The organism is Nocardia sp. NPDC004711, from assembly GCF_053601595.1.
Window position 1 is genome coordinate 161,271 of the sequence record NZ_JBSGCB010000006.1, and the last position, 19,285, is coordinate 180,555.

The window sequence follows — 19,285 nt, forward strand, 5'->3', positions numbered from 1 at the left end:
GCCCACCACCTAGAGGAGTGTTGACCGTGGCCAAGGGCAAGCGGACGTTCCAGCCGAACAACCGTCGTCGGGCGCGCGTCCACGGCTTCCGTCTTCGGATGCGGACCCGTGCGGGTCGTGCCATCGTCTCGGCGCGCCGTGGCAAAGGCCGCGCCAAGCTCACGGCCTGATTCGGTAACCCCCGGATGCGGCGTCGTATGTACGACTCGCCGTCCGGTCTCCGGTCCCCCATCCGCCCGCACTCCGCTGGATGCTCAGGTGCTGCCTGAGCCCTACCGGCTGCACCGGCGCATCGACTTTTCCCGGACGGTGCGCCAGGGCCGGCGGATCGGGAGACGGGACCTCGTTGTGCACGTACTGCTACACGATGATCAGTCGAGCGGATCGACCCCGGCCATCCGGGTGGGCGGTCCGCGTTTCGGCTTGATCGTCAGCAAGGCGGTGGGTCCGGCGGTGGTACGCCACCGGGTGGCCCGCCGCCTGCGTCATATCTGCGCACGCGTGGCGGCCGAATTGCCCGGCGGCGCAGACATTGTCATTCGCGCCCTGCCGGGTGCGGCCGGCACGCCCTCCGACGAACTGCTGCGTCAATTGCACAGCGGTTTGCGCAAGCTCGGCGCTCTGTCATGAACGCCCTGCGCGCCGCTGCCCGGATACCGGCCAAAGCTCTGATATTCCTCATCGAGCTGTATCGGACCTATATCTCCCCCACCCGCATGCCGGTGTGCCGATTCACTCCCTCGTGCAGTGAGTACGCGGTGACGGCGCTGCGCACCCGCGGACTGTTCGTCGGGCTCGGACTGACGGCCGTCCGATTGGCGAAATGTGCGCCCTGGCACCCTGGTGGGTGGGACCCCGTACCGGAGCGCAAGCATCGGCACGCGGCATCAGCTTACGAAGGATCATCGCCCGCGGTGACCGGCGATACGAACGACGGGAGTGCATAGCGCCGTGCTCGACTTCATCTATTACCCGGTGTCGGCCATTCTGTGGTTCTGGCACCAGGCATTCGGGTATGTGCTGGGCAAGAACAGCGGATTCGCCTGGGCACTGGCCGTGGTGTTCCTGGTGTTCACGTTGCGGCTCGTGCTCTACAAGCCGTTCGTGAAGCAGGTGCGCACCACCCGGCAGATGCAGGAGTTGCAGCCCCAGATCAAGGAGCTGCAGAAGAAGTACAAGAACGACCGTCAGGAAATGACGGTCCAGATGCAGAAGCTGCAGAAGGAACACGGCTTCAACCCGCTCATGGGCTGTCTGCCGGTGCTGCTGCAAGTTCCGGTGTTCCTGGGTCTGTTCCACGTGCTGCGGTCGTTCAACCGCACCGGCCACGGGATCGGGCAGCTGGGCATGACGCCCTACGACAATGCCCACACCCCGAACTACATCTTCTCCGCGGCCGACGTTCAGTCCTTCCTGTCCGCCCGGCTCTTCGGCGCTCCCCTCTCGGCCTACATCACCGAGCCCGCCACCGTGCTGCAGTCCTTCGCCGACTACGGCGGCGTGCCGACCAAGCTGGCCATCGCGCTGGTCTCGATTCCGCTCATGGTGATCGCCGGTGTCGCGACCCACATGAACGCCCGCGCCTCGGTGGCCCGGCAGTCGGCGGAGGCCGCGGCCAACCCGCAGGCCGCCATGATGAACAAGATGGCGCTCTACGTCTTCCCGCTCGGTGTACTCGTGGGTGGTCCGTTCCTCCCGGTGGCCATCCTGATCTACTGGGTCTCCAACAACATCTGGACCTACGGGCAGCAGCACCTCGTCTTCGGCCGCATCGAGAAGGAAGAAGAAGAGAAGAAGCAGGCGGCCCTGGAGCGTCGCGCGCAGAACGCCCCGAAGCCGGGCGCCAAGCCGGTCGACGTCCGCAAGAAGCAGGCGGCCGCCAAGGTCGAGGACGCCCCCGCCGATGCCGTCGAGGACGCTGTCTCCGATGCGCCGCAGGCGTCCCAGAATGGTGCCAAGCCCGCGCCCGGCGCCCGGCCGAGCACCGGCAAGAAGCGCTCGGGTAATCGTGGCCGCGCCAACCAGAAGCGGCGTCGCTGAGACTGACAACTCCAGATGAAGGAAACAACCATGACTGTTGAAACCGACGGAGGGGAACCCACTGTGACGGCAGCGACTGCGGCACCGGACGCCGCGACCGACGCCGAGGAAGCGCTCATCGAAGAGGGTGAGATCGCCGGCGATTACCTCGAGCAGCTGCTGGACGTGCTCGACTTCGACGGCGATATCGACCTCGATGTGGAGGGCGACCGCGCCGTCGTGAGCATCGACGGCGGCAAGGATCTGGCGAAGCTGGTCGGTCGCCGGGGTGAGGTGCTGGACGCGCTCCAGGAGCTGACCCGGCTGGCCGTGCAGCAGGCGACCGGTGTGCGCAGCCGGCTCATGCTGGATGTCGCGGGCTGGCGTGCCAATCGTCGTTCGGAGCTGAGCGCGCTCGGCACCGAGGCGGCCAAGCGCGTGCTGGAAAGCGGTGAGCGTGAAGCCCTCGCTCCCATGACGCCGTTCGAGCGCAAGATCGTCCACGACGCCGTGGCCGCCCTCGACGGTGTGGTGAGCGAGAGCGAAGGCGTGGAGCCGAACCGTCGCGTGGTGGTACTCCCCGCCTGACACGCGGACACGTACGGCAGGGCCCCCGGGTTACAGAGACCCGGGGGCCCTACGCTTATCTGAAGTCGTCCCCCGTCGCAATTCGCCACCGTGCGAGGGGGTTCGGGGGCACGATCCCCGAGAGTCCCCCATGGGTTGGGCAAGTTCGTTCGGAAGGATGTTTCACGTGGAACCTGACACCGAGATGACCGCTCCGGGTCCGGTCGATCCCCCGGCCGCGGCCGCGGTCGTTTTCGGCGATCGGCTCGACAAGGCCCGGCTCTACTACACCGCCCTCGCCACCGCGGGCGTGGAGCGCGGATTGATCGGCCCGCGTGAGGTCCCCCGGCTGTGGGATCGCCACATTCTCAATTGCGCGGTGATCGGTGACCTGATCCCCCACGGCGTGCGCGTGGTCGACATCGGCAGCGGGGCGGGCCTGCCCGGCATCCCGCTCGCGATTGCCCGCCCCGATCTCCGAATCACCTTGGTGGAGCCGCTGCTTCGCCGGACCGTCTTCCTGGCCGAGTTCGTGGCCGAGGCCGGACTCGACAATGTCCTCATTGTGCGCGGCCGGGCCGAGCAGGCCGGCGTGAAGAAGGAGGCGGGCGGCGCGGACATCGTCACCTCCCGCGCGGTCGCTCCCTTGGCGAAGCTGGCGGGGTGGTCCATGCCGCTGGTTCACGAACACGGACGGATGCTGGCGCTCAAGGGAATCAGCGCCGCGGAGGAACTCGAGCGCGATCGCGACGACCTGACCAAGGCGGGGGCGGGGCACGCCGAGGTCCTGGAATGTGGTGTGGGAGTGCTCGAGACGCCGACCTATGTCATCAGCGCCGAGCGGTTGGCGCGCGCCGAGCGCCGGGCGGAGCGCAAGGACGGGGGTCGTGGGACCAGTCGCCCGAAGCGTCACTGACGAAGCTCGGGCGACTCCCGGCGTCGCGATGTTTCATGTGAAACATGAAGCCGATTGCGATCTTTGAGTGGTTTCGCGGGTGAGTTTCCCTGACTCGAGGCGTGTCGCGGTGCGAAGCTGCCCGTTCAACTTCCGTATTGTGTCCTCTACTGGCAAGCTAATGAACGTCGAGCGTGAACGACTTCCAGCCGATTCGAGCCAGCCCTCGGTGACAACGCAGCGTCGCGGCCGTTGCTGCCTGGTGCGCGAAATTCTGCTCGGCCATGTGTCTTTGAGTTCTTCGGGTTAGGAGCCTGTATGTCCAACGGTCCGGCGAATGTTTCACGGGAAACAACGTCCCGGGTTCCCGGCATGCTCGATAGCGGTCCCTTCGATACCGACGAGTTCAGCCGTACCCCGTTCGGGAACATCTCCGCTGACACCCCGATTGCCGCCGAAGCGCAGCGCGCGAGTCAGGTGCTGTCGGGCACCAATGCTCAAATTCCGCGTCCCCGGGAACAGCGCGTCATCACCATCGCCAATCAGAAGGGCGGCGTGGGCAAGACCACGACGGCCGTGAATCTGGCTGCCGCGCTCGCCATTCAGGGCATGCGGGTGCTCGTCATCGACCTCGACCCGCAGGGCAATGCCAGCACCGCCCTGGGCATCGAGCACCACTCGGGCATCCCCTCCAGCTACGAACTCCTCATCGGCGAGTGCTCGGTTAGCGACGCCATCCAGCAGAGCCCGCACAATGAACGGCTGCTGTGCATCCCGGCCACCATCGACCTGGCCGGCGCGGAGATCGAACTCGTCTCCATGGTCGCCCGCGAGGGCCGGCTCAAGGCCGCCATCCAGGAGGCCAATCTCGCCGGGTACGACATCGACTACGTCATGATCGACTGCCCGCCGTCGCTGGGTCTGCTCACCGTCAATGCGATGGTCGCCGCCAAGGAGGTGCTGATCCCCATCCAGTGCGAGTACTACGCACTCGAGGGCGTGGGTCAGTTGCTTCGCAATATCGGTCTGGTGCAGGCACATTTGAATCCCGGATTGCACGTCTCCACCGTCGTTCTCACCATGTACGACGGCCGCACCAAGCTCGCGGATCAGGTGGCCGAGGAGGTGCGCTCGCACTTCGGCGATGCGGTGCTGCGCGCGGTCATCCCGCGCAGCGTGAAGGTGTCGGAGGCTCCCGGCTACGGCATGACCGTCCTCGATTACGATCCGGGCTCGCGGGGTGCGATGAGCTACCTCGATGCCGGACGTGAGATCGCGTCGCGTAACTCGGCGCGCCAGACTGCGTCGGCGCCCGTTTCGGACGCACAATCCGGTGTGTAGGTGAATCTCGGTGGCGGTGAACGGTGAACAACGGAAGGGGTCGGTAGGCCGATGAGTCAGGCGAAGAAGGGTGGACTGGGGCGCGGCCTAGCGGCACTGATCCCGACCGGCCCGGCGACCACGCCCGGCGGGCTCGGCAGTGCCGCCGCCAATGTTGTCATCGGCCTGGATCCGGTTGGTCCGCAGCCGGCGTCGGCGCACCTGCATCGGGTTCCCGATCCGGTCGAGCCGGCCGTCGACGGCACGGACGCGGGTGCGGTCTACCGGGAGATCCCGCCGGAGCAGATCGAGCCGAACCCCAAGCAGCCGCGCACCGTCTTCGAAGAAGAGGCGCTCGCCGAACTGGTGCACTCCATCAAGGAATTCGGTCTGATGCAGCCCATCGTGGTGCGTCAGGTCGAGTCCGTACCGGTCCCCCGCTATCAGCTCATCATGGGCGAGCGGCGGTGGCGGGCCAGCCAGGAGGCGGGCCTGTCCGCCATCCCGGCCATCGTGCGTGAGACCGCGGATGACTCCATGCTGCGAGACGCGTTGCTGGAGAACATCCATCGGGTGCAGCTGAACCCGCTCGAAGAGGCGGCCGCCTATCAGCAGCTGCTGGAGGAGTTCGGCGTCACCCACGAGGAACTGGCTTCGCGCATCGGCCGTTCGCGTCCGGTCGTCACCAATATGATTCGCCTGCTGAAGCTTCCGATTCCGGTGCAGCGCCGGGTGGCGGCCGGCGTGCTGTCGGCCGGCCATGCCCGTGCCGTGCTGGCCCTGGAGGCGGGGGCCGATGCGCAGGAGGCCCTGGCCGCGCGCATCGTGGCGGAGGGCATGTCGGTCCGGGCGACCGAGGAAGCTGTCACGCTGGCGAACCGGAATCCGGATGCGGTGACTCCCCCGGCGCCCAAGCGCAAGCCGATTCAGATGCCGGGTCTGCAGGACGTGGCGGAGCGGTTGTCGGAGTCCTTCGACACCCGCGTGACGGTCAGTCTGGGTAAGCGCAAGGGCAAGATCACGGTCGAGTTCGGCTCTATCGATGATCTCGAGCGAATTGTCAGTCTCATGGAGCAGTCGAAGCCCTAGAGTGGGTCCCCCCCCGGGGGTCACAGTGGAAACGTCACTGTGACGTTCGGGTTCATGGCCCTGGAGAGGCGTAAAGCGTTGATCGCTTATTCTTTTTGGCGAGCACTGTGTGATGCGGCGTGAGTGTGGATGAATCAGACAGCTGGAGGCTGAGCAGAGCGGTGTCGACCAGCGTGACCGCACTTACCCTCGGCGGACTCGACAAACTTCCGGTACATGCGCGGCGGTGCGTGTTCTGGGAGATCGATCCGGCGGTGGCGGCGGATTCCCATAGCTTCAGCGACCCGACCTTCGAGAAGGAGGCCTGGCTCTCCACCGTCATGTTGCAGTGGGGGTCGTGCGGACAGGTCGCCGTGGTGGATGACCGGTCGGCGGGCTGCGCGCTCTATGCGCCGCCCAGCGCTGTGCCGCGTGCCGGTCTCTTCCCCACGTCTCCGGTGAGCCCGGATGCGGTGCTGCTGACCACGCTGAGCGCCGAAATGCCCTACCGTGACACCGACATAGCCCTCCAGCTGATTCAGGCCGTGGTGGGCGATCTGGTGCGCCGCGGCGTGCGGGCCATCGAGGCGTTCGGCATTCGCAAGGATCCGCCGACCACCGCGATGCCGGCCGCCGGTTCCATGACCCTGCGCGAGCGGATCGGCACGCCGCGCCGCTCGCCCGCGCCTGCCCCGTCCGGGTGTTCGCCGGAGCAGTGCATGATCGAGGCCGACTTCCTGGAGGACGTCGGTTTCAAGGTGGTCGCCTCGCATCATCGATTCCCGCGCCTGCGTCTGGAATTGGATCACGAGCACCTGTGGAAGGAAGACGTCGAGCGGGCGCTCGACCAGCTCCTCGCGGCGGCCGCGCTGACCATGCCCACCCGCATCGCCACGCGGTAGCCCGCCCGGGGTTCCCACTCCCCCGACGAAAAACCCCTCCAGCCCGAATGGGTTGGAGGGGTTTGTTTCATGTGAAACATCAGAGCCGGTCTGCGGCCGCCAGTTCCTCGGCGAGCAGTTCGGCGAATGTGTATGTCCCCGTGGGCTGGTCGTCCTGGCCCAGCAGGTACAGCCGCTTCACGGAGATCAGGATGGCCTCGGCGATCACGTCGCGCATGCGCGGGTTGGTCAGCACCGAGGAGTCGTAATCACTGGTCAGGTAGCCGATGTCGACCTGGACGGTCGGCATCTTGGTGAGCCGCAGCAGATCCCAGGTGCGGGCGTGGGTCCGGCAGTCCTGCAACGAGGTTCGTGCCACGATCTCGCGTTGGATGAACCCGGCCAGCACCTGTCCGATCATGGACGTAGAGCCGTGCGAGTTGCCGAAGTGGAAGCTGGCCACGCCGCTGGCGGCACCGCTGTCATTGCTGGCGCAGCGCAGCGAGATCATCAGGTCGGCGTCGAAGGTGTTGGAGGTCTCGGCCCGCTCGGCGTCGGAGGGGTTGGCCCCCCACGGCCGGGACAGGAAGGTCTCCATACCGGTTGCGGCCATGCGTCCTTCGAGCCGGCTGGCCAGATCCCAGAGGATCTCCGATTCGTAGACGTCACCGAATTCGGTCGGCACCGGGGACCCCTTGTCGGGTCCGCCCAGGCCCGGATCGATGACGATGCGCTTACCGGTGAGCTGCGGCCCGGCCCGGTGCACCACCTCTTCCTCGGCGATGCGGTGTGGGTTGCCGCCGGTGACGCGGGCGCCCAGCAGATCCAGCGAGCGCAGGGTGTCGGGACCGCAGATGCCGTCCGAGGACAGCCCGATCTCGCGCTGGAACGAGGTGAGCGCGTCGTGGGTGTGCGGGCCGAAGTAGCCGTCCACCCGGTGCACGTAGAAGCCCAGATCCTGCAGTCGCCGCTGCAGGGTGGCGACATCGTCGCCGTACAGCGGTGCGGACAGCTGGTAGATGAGGGTCCGCGCGCCGAGGCGGTAGGACGCCTCTTTCAGCGCGCGGTAGGTCGCCGGACCGACCACGCCGTCGACCAGGAGTCCGCGGTGCTGCTGGAAGGCACGCACCGCGGAGTCCAGATCATGGTCGAAGGTCGCGTCGGCGTCCTTCCAGTACTCCCCGATCGGACCCGAGGGGTCGCTGTTGGGGCGGGAATGCAGGAACCCAAGGCTTGCCAGGGTGCTCCGAACCTCTGCTACGGCTGGTCCTGTATCGCCGTGACGAAGTCGGTGCATGCGTGAGAGCCCTTTCCTTCCGCCAACCCGGGTACCCATTCATGCGGCGGTTCATACCTACGCACGACCGGAGCGTCGAACGATTGTTTCAGACCCGGACCGAATTTCGGCAACTGTCGAGTGCAGGCATCCTAACCCTGGCGCCCGCGTCCGGGGTCGAAGGAGGCAGCTTGCGTAACCACGTAGGCCCCCGCTGGCGCCGAAATTCTATCCAGCGTCGTTAAAGAACTTCTTCCAGTTCGCGCAGGAGGGCAGCTTTGCCCTTCGCACCGACGATCCGCTTGGTTTCCTTGCCCCCTTGGAACAGGACCATGGTAGGCAACGACATGATGCCGTAGTGGGCCGCGGTCTCCGGGTTGTTGTCGGCGTCCACCTTGGCGATGGTGATCTTGTCCGTGTTGGCGGCGGCGATCTCATCCAGCACCGGTGCGACCATCTTGCACGGGCCGCACCAGGCGGCCCAGAAGTCGACGAGAACGGGCTTCTCGCTGAGCAATACCTCGTCGGCGAACGTGGCGTCGGTCACCGTCTTGGTGGCACCGGTCTTGGCGTCGGACATGCCTGGCTCCTTTTAGTTGTTCACTTCCACCGGCTGACCGGCGTGATCGAGGGTGTTGGTGGTGATGTCACCCTGCTCGGCGAGCCAGCGCTCGGCGTCGATGGCCGCGCGGCAGCCGGTACCGGCGGCGGTGATGGCCTGCCGGTAGGTGTGGTCGACCAGGTCGCCGGCGGCGAAGACGCCCGGCAGCGAGGTGTAGGTGCTCTGACCCTGGACCAGCACGTAGCCCTCGCCGTCCAGATCGACCTGGCCGCGCACCAGCTCGCTGCGCGGGTCGTGGCCGATGGCGACGAACAGACCGGTCGCGGCCAGCTCGGAGGTCTCGCCGGTGCGAGTGTCGCGCAGGGTCAGGCTGGTGACCGCGGTATCCCCGTGCACCGCAACGACTTCCGAGTTCAGGACGAAGCGGATCTTGTCGTTGTTCTTGGCCCGCTCCAGCATGATGCGGGAGGCGCGGAACTCCTCGCGGCGGTGGATGACGGTCACCGAGCTGGCGAACTTGGTGAGGAAGGTCGCCTCCTCCATGGCCGAGTCGCCGCCGCCGACCACCACGATGTCCTGGCCCTTGAAGAAGAAGCCGTCACAGGTGGCGCAGGCGCTGACGCCGCGGCCGAGCAACTCCTGCTCGCCCGGCACGTTCAGGTAGCGGGCCGCGGAGCCCATGGCGAGAATCACAGCGTAGGCCTCGTGGACCTCGCCGCCGACGGTCACCTTCTTGATGGGACCGGTCAGGTCGAGGGCGTCGACGTCCTCGGTGCGGATGTCGGTGCCGAAGCGCTTGGCCTGCTCCCGCATCTCCTCCATGAGGTCGGGGCCCATGATGCCCTCGCGGAAGCCGGGGAAGTTCTCGACCTCGGTCGTGGTCATGAGCGCGCCGCCGAACTGGGTGCCCTCGAAGAGCAGCGGTTCCAGTTCCGCCCGGGCGGCGTACACCGCGGCGGTGTAGCCGGCCGGACCGGAACCGACGATGATCAGGTCGCGAACAGGCGTGCTCAAGGTGGCCCTCCGAAGCTGTTGTGCAGAATCTCGATCGCTCGAGCGTGAGCGTGTCGGTCAACAACAGCCTAAACGCTGTTGTTCCCGTGCCTATTTGCCCTCCGCTTCGCTCCGGGCGGTTCGCGGCCCTGGCAAGCTCGATTCTTCCCTCCTCCGCTCCCCCGCTCCAAGGCGGAGGTCTATTCCAGCCGCAGTCCAGAATCGAGCCGGGCCGCGAACTACAGGCCGATCTCCAGGATCGTTGGGCGCTAGCCGATATCGGCGCGTCCGAGCACCTGGGGATTGCCTGGGCCGCAGGCTGTTCCGAGGACGGCCGCGGTGATCTGCGGGGGTTTGGGTCCGGCCAGCAGGACCAGGACGCCGGGTGTGCCGGAGAACACGACGCTGCGGGAGCCGAGCACCTGGCGGTCCAGCCCGGCCGCTTGCAGGCACGCGGCGAGCGCGTTGCCGGCCGCCAGCGGGCCGGTGATGTCGTGGCGGCCCATGGCGGTGAGGACGGCCGTCGGCGCCAGACCCGGGTCCAGGTTGGCGTCGGCGGCCGGTTGGGCGGCCGGGGCCACGGTGCGGGTGCTGACGGCGTCCACGGCCACCACGGCGCCCGCGACCACCGCCGCGGCGGCCGCGGCGACAGTGAGCCAGCGCAGGCGGCGGGAGGGGGTCTCGAACGGGACGGGCTCGCCGGGATCCGTGTCGTCCTCGAACGCGGCCGGGGGTTCGGGATCCTCGAGCTCACGGGGATCGAGCCGGCCGGTATCGAAGACGGAGCCGTCGAGCACCGGCATGGGGGTGGTGGAGGGCGGGGCCGGATGGGTGGAGCGGGTGACGGGCGGCGGCGCGACGGGCAGCCGGGTGACGGTGGCGGGCCGGTCGGCGGTGGCCGGGGCCTCGTCGCCGGTGGCGAGGTCTTCGATCATGCGTTCCAGACGGGCGGCCACCTCGGCGGGCATGGGGTGGGCGATGTGTTCGTCGCGGCCGAGGTCGTGCAGGCGATCGTCGACGCGGTCGAGTGAGTGCAGATAGCGCATGGCCTCCGGGTCGCGGCGGACCGCGGGCCAGAGCCGCTCGGATTCCTCCGGCGGCAGACTGCCGCCGTGCAGATCGGCGAGCAGTTCGGTGGAGAAGGGCGGCGTGGGTACCGCGGTACCCGCCATTGCTCCTCCGGTGTCCTCCATTGCCCCTCCAGGGCCTCGAGTAGGAAACGCAGACCTGTCTTTGTATCCGACGCAGCGGAACCGTTCAAGGTTCCCCCAATATCGCGTTGTTCGAGGGGAATTCAGGTGTTCATCGCAGGTCCGGAATTCGCTTCGCGAAAGTGCGCCGCGAGCCGCCGTCGCCCGCGGGCGCACCGGCTCTTGACGGTGCCCTCCGGAATGCCCAGCAGCGCAGCGGCATCCGCGATGGAGTAGCCCTCGAGCTCGATGGCGACCAGGGCGGTGCGCTGGTCGGCGGGCAGGGTGAACAGCGCCGCGTCGACCATCAGGCTGGCCTCCAGGGCCGCGAAATCGTCTCGCGGGCAGCGTGGTTCGTCGGCCGTGTCCTCGGACAGGGGTTCGGTGCGGCGCAGCTTGTTGCGGCGGATGCGGTCCAGGCAGGCATTGACCACGATGCGGTGCAGCCAGCTGCGCACCTCGGCGTCGCCGCGGAAGGCGCCCGCGGCCTTGTGCGCGGACAGCAGGGCGTCCTGGAGCGAGTCGGCGGCGTCCTCGGGGCCGTAGGAGGCGCGTAGCGCGGTCTGCCAGAGATGGTCGCGGTGGCGGCGGAGCAGTTCGGCGAAGGCGTAGGGTGCCCCACCGGCGTGGGCGGTGAGCAGGTCGCGATCGCTGACCTGCCGTGCTTCCACGAGTTCGTGCGCTGACGACAATGCTTCCCCTCAGACCGGTGGCACGGCCTGTTCACGGGCCGGGCGTCACCGAGATGTGTGGCTGTCATCCGGGACCGTAGAAGTCGGCGCCCGGGAGCTCCCCTTGCCGAGAGTACGCAAGATCATATCGAAGATAACGATTCGGTAGCAACGAAAATTGAGAAAAAGCGCAGGTAGCAGGCCGCTTGGTCTGAATTGCGCGATCTGCTTGTAATCAGCGCTCAGTGTTGCTCAACTCTCAGGTTCGCGGCCGTCTCGTTCTGGTCTGCGGCTGGAATAGACCTCCGCCTTGGAGCGGGGCAGCGAAGCGGAGGAGCGGAGGAGGGGACAACGAGACCTTCAGGGCCGCGAACCAGCCCGGAGCGAAGCGGAGGGCAGATCAGACGCTGGCTTCGAACCGGATCTCGGCGATCGAAGACTGGAACTGGCCCCCGTTGTTGGCGAGCTGGGTGATCCACACCAGCACGTAGCGGGCCGGCTGATCGGCCCGCACCGGAATCTCGGTGGTGCCGTCGCCGAGCACCGCCGACCCGATCAGCTGGGTCTGATCCAGGGTCGGCGAGGCGGTCGGCGAGGTGCGGATCTCGACCTGTGTTCCGGGCGAGGGCGATTCGATGATCACCTTGGTCAGCTTGCTGGGGCTGCCCAGGGTGGTCAGTACGCCCACGCCCTTCTTCAGGGCCGGGAACTGCTGGAAGTAGGCATCGGTGCGCCAGGTGGTGGCCGGGTTGTTGTCCAGCACCGCCGCGACGCTGCCGACATTGTCCGGGGTGCCCTCCGGGGAGAACACCGTGGCGCCGGTGACCGGCACCGGCACTCCGCCGGTGGCCGGCGCGCCGGCCGGAGCCTGGGACGCGCCGGGGCCGGCCGGCGTCGTCGCCGAGGTGGTGAGGCCGATATTGCGCTGTTCGTTGAGCGGCGCGTTGGCGGAGCCGGGCGCGAAGACGCTCAGCAGCCACCAGATGATGACGCCGACCACCAGCGCGGCCAGCACGCCCAGACCGACCAGGATCCACATCATCCGCTGCGAGCGTTCCTTCTCGGCGGCGAGCAGTTCCGGATCGGCGAGGGTCTCGTCGGGTGCGCTGGGCGGCTTCTGACCCAGGCGCAGCACCGGGATGAAGTCGGTCTTCTGGTCCACCACCGACGCCTGCTCCAGCACGTGCTGGACGGTGGCGGCGGTGCGCACGCCCTTGTTGGACTCCAGCGACCGCACCGCGACCGCGGAGATCTCGAAGGGCACCTCGGGCCGAATGGTCCGGGGCTCCACCGGCGTTCCGTCCGGGCCGAAGTCGGCCAGCGGCAGGCCACCGACGGTGGCCGCGCTACCGGAGATGCCGCCGACCCGGATCGGCCAGTGCGCGGTCATGAGCGCGTAGAGCATGGCGCCCAGGCCCCGCACGTCGGACTGGGCGTCCGAGTCGGACAGCGTGCCGGGGAAGGCCAGCACGGCGTCGCCGGCCGCGCTGATGCGCACCCGGTCCGGATGGTCGATGGACAGCGAACCGCCGCCGCGGTGCGCCATTTCGGCCGCGGCCGCCAGCGCCCGGACGGCGCGCGCGGCGCCGATCGGCGACGGCACGGTCTCGGCCATCTCCTTGAGCGAGCGGCCGGGGGTCCACTCGGCCACCACGATGCCGCCGGAGGAGCCGCGCACCACGTCCAGCACGCGGGCCAGACCGGGCGAGTTGATCCGGCCCAGGCGCAGTGTGCGGGACAGGATGGCCTGCGGCCCATCGTGTCCGGAGTTGTCGGTGGCCTGCTGATCGGCGTCGACGAAGGTGAGCGCGACCTCGCGGTCCAGTTTCACATCGAGGGCCTGCCAGAACTTCAGGCCGCGCGCGCCGCCGTGGCTGGTCAGCAGCCGGTACCGGCCGCCCGCCACCGACGCGCCGGGCGTCAGTTTGGGGCCGCGCTGGATGCGCTTGCTCGGCGATTCCACCCGCATGGGCGGCATCTGCGGCGAGATGGCCTCGTACACACCGGTTTCGGGACCGGCGTGGTCCTCGGCCTCCGGTAGGTGCTCGGGTTCCTCATGGTCGCCTTGACCGCCGGAGCGGGCCGCGGATTCGGCTCGGCCACCGGGCTTTCCGCCGGCTGCGCCGGAGGGAGGGGTGTCCGTGGAGAGCCCGCCGCCCGCGGCCGTTGCGGATTCGGCGGCCGGGACACCGCCCGCCGCATCGTCGCTCACCCTCGTTCCTCCTTCGCCCTGGTGTGTCGAAGACCGATGTATCGGAGCCGGAACCGCTGCGCCGGCATCCGAAGTCGTGCGGAAGCCGCCGTCCGGTGTCCGTGCACTGTCCGGCGTGCCGCGGGAGCTGTCCGCGGACATGCCGGTCTGGGCAGTTGCGCTTGCCTGCCGAACAGGGTACGGGAACTCGGTCTTTTCGGTGAGTTCAACCGCATCGGGCCGGATGACGGGCAGCACCATGGTCTGCGCGTCGAGGTACGGATCGAAGCGGTAGTAGTACGGCGCCGCCCGCAGGTCCGGTTTGGGCAGCAGCGTGGTCTCGTGGATGTCCTCGAGCGGGGTGCCGTCGAGGTCGAGATCGGGTGCGGGCGGGGTGATGCCGAGCCGGCGCGAGACCGCGACGGTGATGGCCACGATCTCGGGAATGCCGAGCAGGCGCATCAGGCCGAAGGCCACGCCGAACATGACGAGGGCGGTGAGGCCGACCCGAACCAGCGAGCCGATGCCGCCGAAGGACTCCGAAAGCCGGTGCAGTCCCAGCACCTTGTCCACGATGAGCAGGACCGCGCCACCGGCCAGCGATGCCAGCACCACCCGCGTGATGGTGTGGCCGACGTTGGCCATGCGCAGATCGCCCAGGCTGCGGTGCAGCAGCCAGCCGCCGATGATGGCGCCGGTGACGAAGCCGAGCCCGCGGGCCACACCGAGGGCGATGACCACATGGTCGGCGGAGAACAGGACCGGTGCCAATGCGGACAGCGTGATCTGCACGCTGGTGATGCCGAGAATGATCCAGGTAGGTGTCCACGCCTGTTCGCGAGCGTAGAAGACCCGCAGGTGAATCAGCACCAGCGCATAGGGAATGAGGTTGAACGCCGACCAGGACACCGCCTCGCCGAGTCGCGCAGCGTCAGCGCCGAAGCGGCCGTAGCCGTAGATCGCCTCGCCGATCTGAGGTCCGGCGAAGGTGAGGAAGGTGACGATGGGGATCAACGCGATCATGGTCAGCCGGGTGGCCGCGCCCAGGTCGTCCACCACCGCCGGGGTGTCGTCGGCGGCGGCGTTGCGGCTCAGCCTCGGCATGATCGCGGTGAGCAGGGTGACGCCGAGCACGCCCCACGGCAGTTGCAGGAGCAGCCAGGCGTTCTGGTAGATGGTCGGACCCGCGACGTCGGCGTGCGAGGAGACCCGCAGTGTGAAGCTGAAACCGGCCTGGCTGATCAGGACGTAGAGCACGATGGCCGCGGCCATACCGCCGAACTGCTTGAGACGCGCATCCAATCCCCATAGGGGGCGTAGGTCGATGCCTTCTCGCCGGATCGCCGGCAGCAACGTCGCTACCTGGACCGCCACGCCCAGGGTGGTGCCGATACCGAGTAACAGCAGTTTCGGTTCGCCCATCCGAATCGGATCCAGTGTGATCTCGCCCGGCGCCAGCGCGAACAGACCGAGCACCAGCAGGGCGACGCAGTTGTTCAGGACGGGTGCCCAGGCACCGGGCTTGAACACCTGGTGGGTGTTCAGAATCGCCATCAGCAGCGCCGACATTCCGTACAGCAGGACCGCGGGAATCAGCATGTAGGTCAACGCGGTGGTGAGTCCGGAATTGACCTTGCTGTCGGCGGAGAGGAAGACGTGCTTTGTAAGTACCGGGGTGAGAATCAACGCGATGACCGTGCCCGTGCCCAATACGGTAAGCGCCGTGGTGAACAGGCGGCGCACGAAGGCCGCGCCACCGTCGGCGTCCTCACGCTCGGCACGGACCAGTGTTGGCACGACGATGGCGGTCAGCACCGCGCCGAGTAGCAGCTCCGAGATCATGTTCGGGATCGAGCTGGCGATGGTGAAGGCACTGGCGATGGCCGGTCCGAGCACAGTCAGCAGCAGAGCCTGTTTGGCGAAACCGGTGATACGGCTGATCAGGGTTGCGAGGGCGAGGGACCCGGTATCCCGGACCAGCTTGGCGTTGGAGTTGTCGGGCTTCTCCTCCACCTGTGCGGCGGCGACGGTCGCGGTGCGCGGCGTGGCCTGCCGCTGCGGACCGGTCGCAGGAGCCTGGCGCTGTGGGCCGGTCGACGGAGCCGGGCGCGGGTTCGACATCGGCGGTGTCTGATAGCGCTGTGGGTCGGGGCCGGGCGCATGGTTGCCCTCGCCGCCGGGGTGTCCCCAGTGGTAGCGCTCTTCGGCCGGGACGCGCCCGCCGGCCATGGGATCGGGTCGTCCCTGCTGGGGGCGGGGGCGGTGCATGATGGGCCCGGATTCGCCGGGCAGCGGCGCCTGCCGCTGCGGACCGGACGGTTTGGCCGGATACTGCTGTCCCGGGTATCCCTGCGGATTACCGGGAACCGCTCGCTGCTGTCCGGAGGCCGGGCCCTGCGGGCCGCGCGGGCCGGGGCGGGGCGCGCCGCGTTCCCACGGCGCCGATGGCGTGCGCCGCGGCGGCGGCCCGTCGGGTCCCTCTGGTCGGCCGGATGAGCGCGGCCCGCCGTACTCGCTCACCGTGCCTCCTGTCGTTTCTTGTCCCGCTTACCCGTGCGCCCCGCACTGTCGTCTCCGCCTCGGGGTTCGGGGTCGAACCCTTCGTCGGCCGGGTCGGCCTGTCCGCGGAAGCGGTGCCAGAGCCGGCGGCCGACCAGCAGGAGCAGCAGCGCGCAGGCGCACGCAGTAATTATTGCCAACACCTGACCGTAAGCGTTGGACCGCACCGATACCGATACGGCATTGCCGAGCGGCACCCCGTCGGATGTGGTAAGCGCGATGGGAATGACCAGGTTTCGGCTGTCGGATACCTCGGTGGGGATCTGGAAGGATCGATTCCCCTTGGCGGGCAGCTGCTGTTCGCCGATATCAGTGATGTTCGTCTCGGCCGGCGCGTCGATCTTGAAGCGCACCCGGATGGCCACCGGCAGGTCGTTGCGGGCCACCAGCAGCAGCGGACTCTGCTCGGAGGCGAGGGTGTAGACGCCGCCGGGCGGCAGTACCGTCACCGAACCGTAGAGGTTGTCCATGGTTTTGGTGGTCTGGTCGAGCCGGCGCTGGGCGTTGGTGTCCGCGGCGGCGGTCCCGGCCCGCCGGTCGGACAGCGAGAGCACCCGGATCAGGTCGTCGCGCAGCGGGGTGAGGAAGGCGCGCGGGCTGAGTTCCTGCTGCGGCACGTCCACCAGCGCGCTCATCAGCTCGGTGATGCGCTGGGCCTGCTGGCGCACCGGCTCGGCGAAGTGGGCGGGTACCGCGTCGTCGGCGGCCTCGCTCGGGTAGTCGAGCTGGTAACCCTGCGGATCCGGCTGCTGCGCAACCAGATCGGTGAAGGGCCGCGGCGTGGCCAGGCCGTTCTTCATCAGCAGGTCCAGTTGTCCCAGCACGGTGGCGGCTTCGTCCCGGTTGGCGCCCCACTGCTGCGGGGGCATCAGCAGCGCCGAGCGCGGGCGGCCGGGTTCCGGGTTGAGCGCGGTCCAGGCCATGGCCCCGAGCGCGTCCTGCAGCCGGGCGGCGCGGGAGTCGTTGGTGACCTCGTAGCGGACCTTGTCGGGGGTAAAAGGCGGTGTGGGTGGATTGGATCCGATGGCGGCCAGCGCGGTCGCGGCCCAGATGTCGAAGGTGGCGGCGTGCAGGGTGGCGGGCGCGGGCGGCGGGGTCGCGCCGGCGGCGGGCGGCAGGGTGATGTCGGCGAGGTTCACCACGTCGGGGGTGCCGGGTTCGGGGGCGGCGCCGCCCGGTGGGGTCTTGGCGGCGGTGAAGTTGGCGTGGTTGTCGCCGGTGGTCACGGCATTGTCGGCGAGCAGGGTGGTGGTGAAGCCGTGGTGCGCGAAGAGGGTGGCGCCGTCGGTGTCGACGGTGCCGGCGTCCGGAACGGCCACGCCGCGTACCGATTTCACCGCGAGCAGGGAGTCGATCAGGTCGGCGGGCGCGTTGAGCGCGCGGTCGGCCAGCGTGACGTCGCCGGCGGCGGCCAGCGCGCTCGGGTCGACCTGCGCGAACGGCAGTGCCACCACGCACATTCCGGGTGCGAGGGCGCGCAGCCGTTCCAGCCACGCCTTGGCGGCGTGGCTGCCGGTGCCGGAGCGGGTCGGCCCGTCCGGATCCGAGGGGCTGGCCAGCACCCGGTAGTCCCTGGTCATGTCGGACACGGTGATGAGCAGGTCCGGGTCGACGGCCAGGCAGAGCGCGTTGACGAGGTTGCGGTCGCGCCCACTGTCGGGTTTGACCACGCCCTCCAGGGCCGACAGCAGCTGGTCGAGTCGTCCGCCCTGCGCGAGCGAGGCGGCCAGGTCGTCGTCGGTGAGCAGCGCCTGCCCGTCGGGGGTGCCGGGCTGTCCGGCGACCAGCCGGGGCCGGTCGGCCAGCGGCCACAGCATGGTGGTGGCCACCGGCGGGGCGTCGACGGCGGGCGGAGGGGCCGGTGCGAGCGCGCGTTTGGGGTCGGTGCCGGGGACGCCGAGGACGGGCAGCAGGAAGCGGGCGTCGTCGAGGCGGGCCTGCCCGCCGTACGCGGGCTGGCCGTTCACATTGAGCAGCAGCGGATAGACGCCGGGCGCGGCGATGTCGAGCGACGAGATGTCGCTGGGCAGATCGGTTCCCGCGCGCAGGGCGACGGTGAGGCTGAACTGTTTGCGCTGCCCCGGGGTCAATCGGTCCGAGACGTCCTGAAATTCGCCGTTGATGTCGTAGTTGATCTGGTCCAGGCGCAGGGTGGAGCGCAGTCCGCTGGGGCTGGTGACGGCCGCGCCGCGCTGGATGCGGATGCTGACGTCGTCCACCGGCCGGTCACCGATGTTGGTGACGGTGCCCGACACCACGAAGTAGGGGTCGCTGGCGGCGGTGATGGCGGTGGGCGTCACCGAATCCAGGGACAGCTTCAGGAATTTCGGTCCGCTCGGCTGTCCGCTGCCGCTGCCGGTGGGTTCGGCGGCGGCAATGGGTGTGCCGATTCCGGGTCCGATTCCCAGCATCGTGAGCACCGCCAGCATTACCGCGACGAGTGAAAGCAGCGTGCGCTGCGATCCCGCACGCGTCATTGTCTGCCGTTCTCCATCCGGTCGATCAGCCGGTTGGCGACCTCGGCCAGCCTGCGTTCGTCAGCGTAGGCGAGCCGGGAGTCCAGTTCGCTCAAGGGAACCCAGGCCACCTTGGTGACCTCGACGTCGGCATCGGAGAGTTCACCGCCGAGTGAGCGCATCAGATAGTGGTGCACGGTCTTGTGTACCCGCCGCCCCTCGGTGACGAACCAGTAATCGATGCTGCCGAGTTCGGCGACCACGGTGCCGTGGATGCCGGTCTCCTCCTGCACCTCGCGAATGGCCGTCTGCTCGGCGGTCTCGCCCTCTTCGATGTGGCCCTTGGGCAGCGACCAGAGCAGTCGTCCGCGCCGGTCGGTGCGTCCGATGAGGGCGGCGCAGCGTTTATCGCTGGGGCCGTCGAGGCCGTCCACCACCAGTCCGCCCGCGGAGGTTTCGCGGACCGTGCGCATGCGAGGCTTGGCCGCACCGGTGGATTTCGCCGCGGTACCGGCCGAACCACGCCGCCGGGGCTGGCGGCGTCGACTGTTCGCGCGATCGGCCGGGGACACTGCGTCAGTCTATAGGGGACGGCGGCTCCGCCCGCCCCAGCGGAGTAGCTCCTATATATACAGAG

At 68.5% G+C, this 19,285-nt stretch carries 17 protein-coding genes; 9 read left to right on the top strand and 8 right to left on the bottom strand.

What is annotated here, in order from left to right:
• The first annotated feature begins 26 nt into the window (after positions 1–26).
• The 9 genes from rpmH to ACWEKS_RS07840 all read left to right on the top strand — a co-directional run bounded on the left by rpmH (position 27) and on the right by ACWEKS_RS07840 (position 6,771).
• Positions 27–170: a 50S ribosomal protein L34 gene (rpmH, locus tag ACWEKS_RS07800; RefSeq protein WP_033085250.1), complete on the top strand. Its 144-nt coding sequence runs from the start codon at positions 27–29 to the stop codon at positions 168–170.
• An 88-nt stretch (positions 171–258) separates the two neighbouring features.
• On the top strand, positions 259–630 hold the full coding sequence (gene rnpA, locus ACWEKS_RS07805; RefSeq protein ID WP_452339360.1) for a ribonuclease P protein component: 372 nt from the start codon (positions 259–261) through the stop codon (positions 628–630).
• Positions 627–947 (top strand): membrane protein insertion efficiency factor YidD, encoded by a 321-nt coding sequence (gene yidD, locus ACWEKS_RS07810; RefSeq protein WP_354849007.1) that lies wholly within the window; start codon positions 627–629, stop codon positions 945–947. Before rnpA ends, yidD begins: the two co-directional genes overlap by 4 nt.
• 4 nt (positions 948–951) lie before the next feature.
• A complete protein-coding gene (yidC, locus tag ACWEKS_RS07815; protein ID WP_379400795.1) occupies positions 952–2,040 on the top strand; it encodes a membrane protein insertase YidC in 1,089 nt (362 codons plus the stop codon).
• A gap of 30 nt (positions 2,041–2,070) precedes the next feature.
• Positions 2,071–2,607, top strand: coding sequence for a Jag family protein (locus ACWEKS_RS07820; protein ID WP_452339361.1), 537 nt, complete (start codon positions 2,071–2,073; stop codon positions 2,605–2,607).
• A 157-nt stretch (positions 2,608–2,764) separates the two neighbouring features.
• The gene (gene rsmG / locus ACWEKS_RS07825) at positions 2,765–3,502 is read left to right on the top strand and encodes a 16S rRNA (guanine(527)-N(7))-methyltransferase RsmG (protein WP_452339362.1); all 738 of its coding nucleotides are present in this window, start codon (positions 2,765–2,767) and stop codon (positions 3,500–3,502) included.
• A 351-nt stretch (positions 3,503–3,853) separates the two neighbouring features.
• Positions 3,854–4,822, top strand: a complete 969-nt coding sequence (locus ACWEKS_RS07830) for a ParA family protein (RefSeq protein ID WP_452339363.1) — start codon at positions 3,854–3,856, stop codon at positions 4,820–4,822.
• A gap of 51 nt (positions 4,823–4,873) precedes the next feature.
• Positions 4,874–5,890 carry a ParB/RepB/Spo0J family partition protein gene (locus ACWEKS_RS07835; RefSeq protein ID WP_452339364.1) on the top strand — a complete coding sequence of 339 codons (1,017 nt, stop codon included), beginning with the start codon at positions 4,874–4,876 and terminating at the stop codon, positions 5,888–5,890.
• A 161-nt stretch (positions 5,891–6,051) separates the two neighbouring features.
• Positions 6,052–6,771: a GNAT family N-acetyltransferase gene (locus ACWEKS_RS07840; RefSeq protein ID WP_452339365.1), complete on the top strand. Its 720-nt coding sequence runs from the start codon at positions 6,052–6,054 to the stop codon at positions 6,769–6,771.
• Between the two features lie 79 nt (positions 6,772–6,850).
• Here ACWEKS_RS07840 and ACWEKS_RS07845 read toward each other — a convergent pair whose 3' ends face one another.
• The 8 genes from ACWEKS_RS07845 to ACWEKS_RS07880 all read right to left on the bottom strand — a co-directional run bounded on the left by ACWEKS_RS07845 (position 6,851) and on the right by ACWEKS_RS07880 (position 19,220).
• Positions 6,851–8,047: an N-acetylmuramoyl-L-alanine amidase gene (locus ACWEKS_RS07845; RefSeq protein ID WP_379384558.1), complete on the bottom strand. Its 1,197-nt coding sequence runs from the start codon at positions 8,045–8,047 to the stop codon at positions 6,851–6,853.
• A 220-nt stretch (positions 8,048–8,267) separates the two neighbouring features.
• Entirely contained in the window at positions 8,268–8,606 is a 339-nt protein-coding gene (gene trxA, locus ACWEKS_RS07850) for a thioredoxin (protein ID WP_354849029.1), read from the bottom strand.
• A 12-nt stretch (positions 8,607–8,618) separates the two neighbouring features.
• Complete coding sequence (trxB, locus tag ACWEKS_RS07855; protein ID WP_452339366.1) at positions 8,619–9,602, bottom strand: thioredoxin-disulfide reductase; 984 nt, start codon at positions 9,600–9,602, stop codon at positions 8,619–8,621.
• 248 nt (positions 9,603–9,850) lie between these two features.
• Entirely contained in the window at positions 9,851–10,774 is a 924-nt protein-coding gene (locus ACWEKS_RS07860) for a hypothetical protein (protein WP_452339367.1), read from the bottom strand.
• Between the two features lie 101 nt (positions 10,775–10,875).
• Positions 10,876–11,463, bottom strand: coding sequence for an RNA polymerase sigma factor SigM (gene sigM, locus ACWEKS_RS07865; protein WP_452339368.1), 588 nt, complete (start codon positions 11,461–11,463; stop codon positions 10,876–10,878).
• A gap of 379 nt (positions 11,464–11,842) precedes the next feature.
• Positions 11,843–15,754 carry a lipid II flippase MurJ gene (locus ACWEKS_RS07870; RefSeq protein WP_452339428.1) on the bottom strand — a complete coding sequence of 1,304 codons (3,912 nt, stop codon included), beginning with the start codon at positions 15,752–15,754 and terminating at the stop codon, positions 11,843–11,845.
• A gap of 395 nt (positions 15,755–16,149) precedes the next feature.
• Positions 16,150–18,669: a DUF6049 family protein gene (locus ACWEKS_RS07875; protein ID WP_452339369.1), complete on the bottom strand. Its 2,520-nt coding sequence runs from the start codon at positions 18,667–18,669 to the stop codon at positions 16,150–16,152.
• A complete protein-coding gene (locus tag ACWEKS_RS07880) occupies positions 18,666–19,220 on the bottom strand; it encodes an NUDIX hydrolase (RefSeq protein WP_354849043.1) in 555 nt (184 codons plus the stop codon). The genes ACWEKS_RS07875 and ACWEKS_RS07880 overlap by 4 nt, the downstream gene beginning before the upstream one ends.
• Between the last annotated feature and the right edge of the window lie 65 nt (positions 19,221–19,285).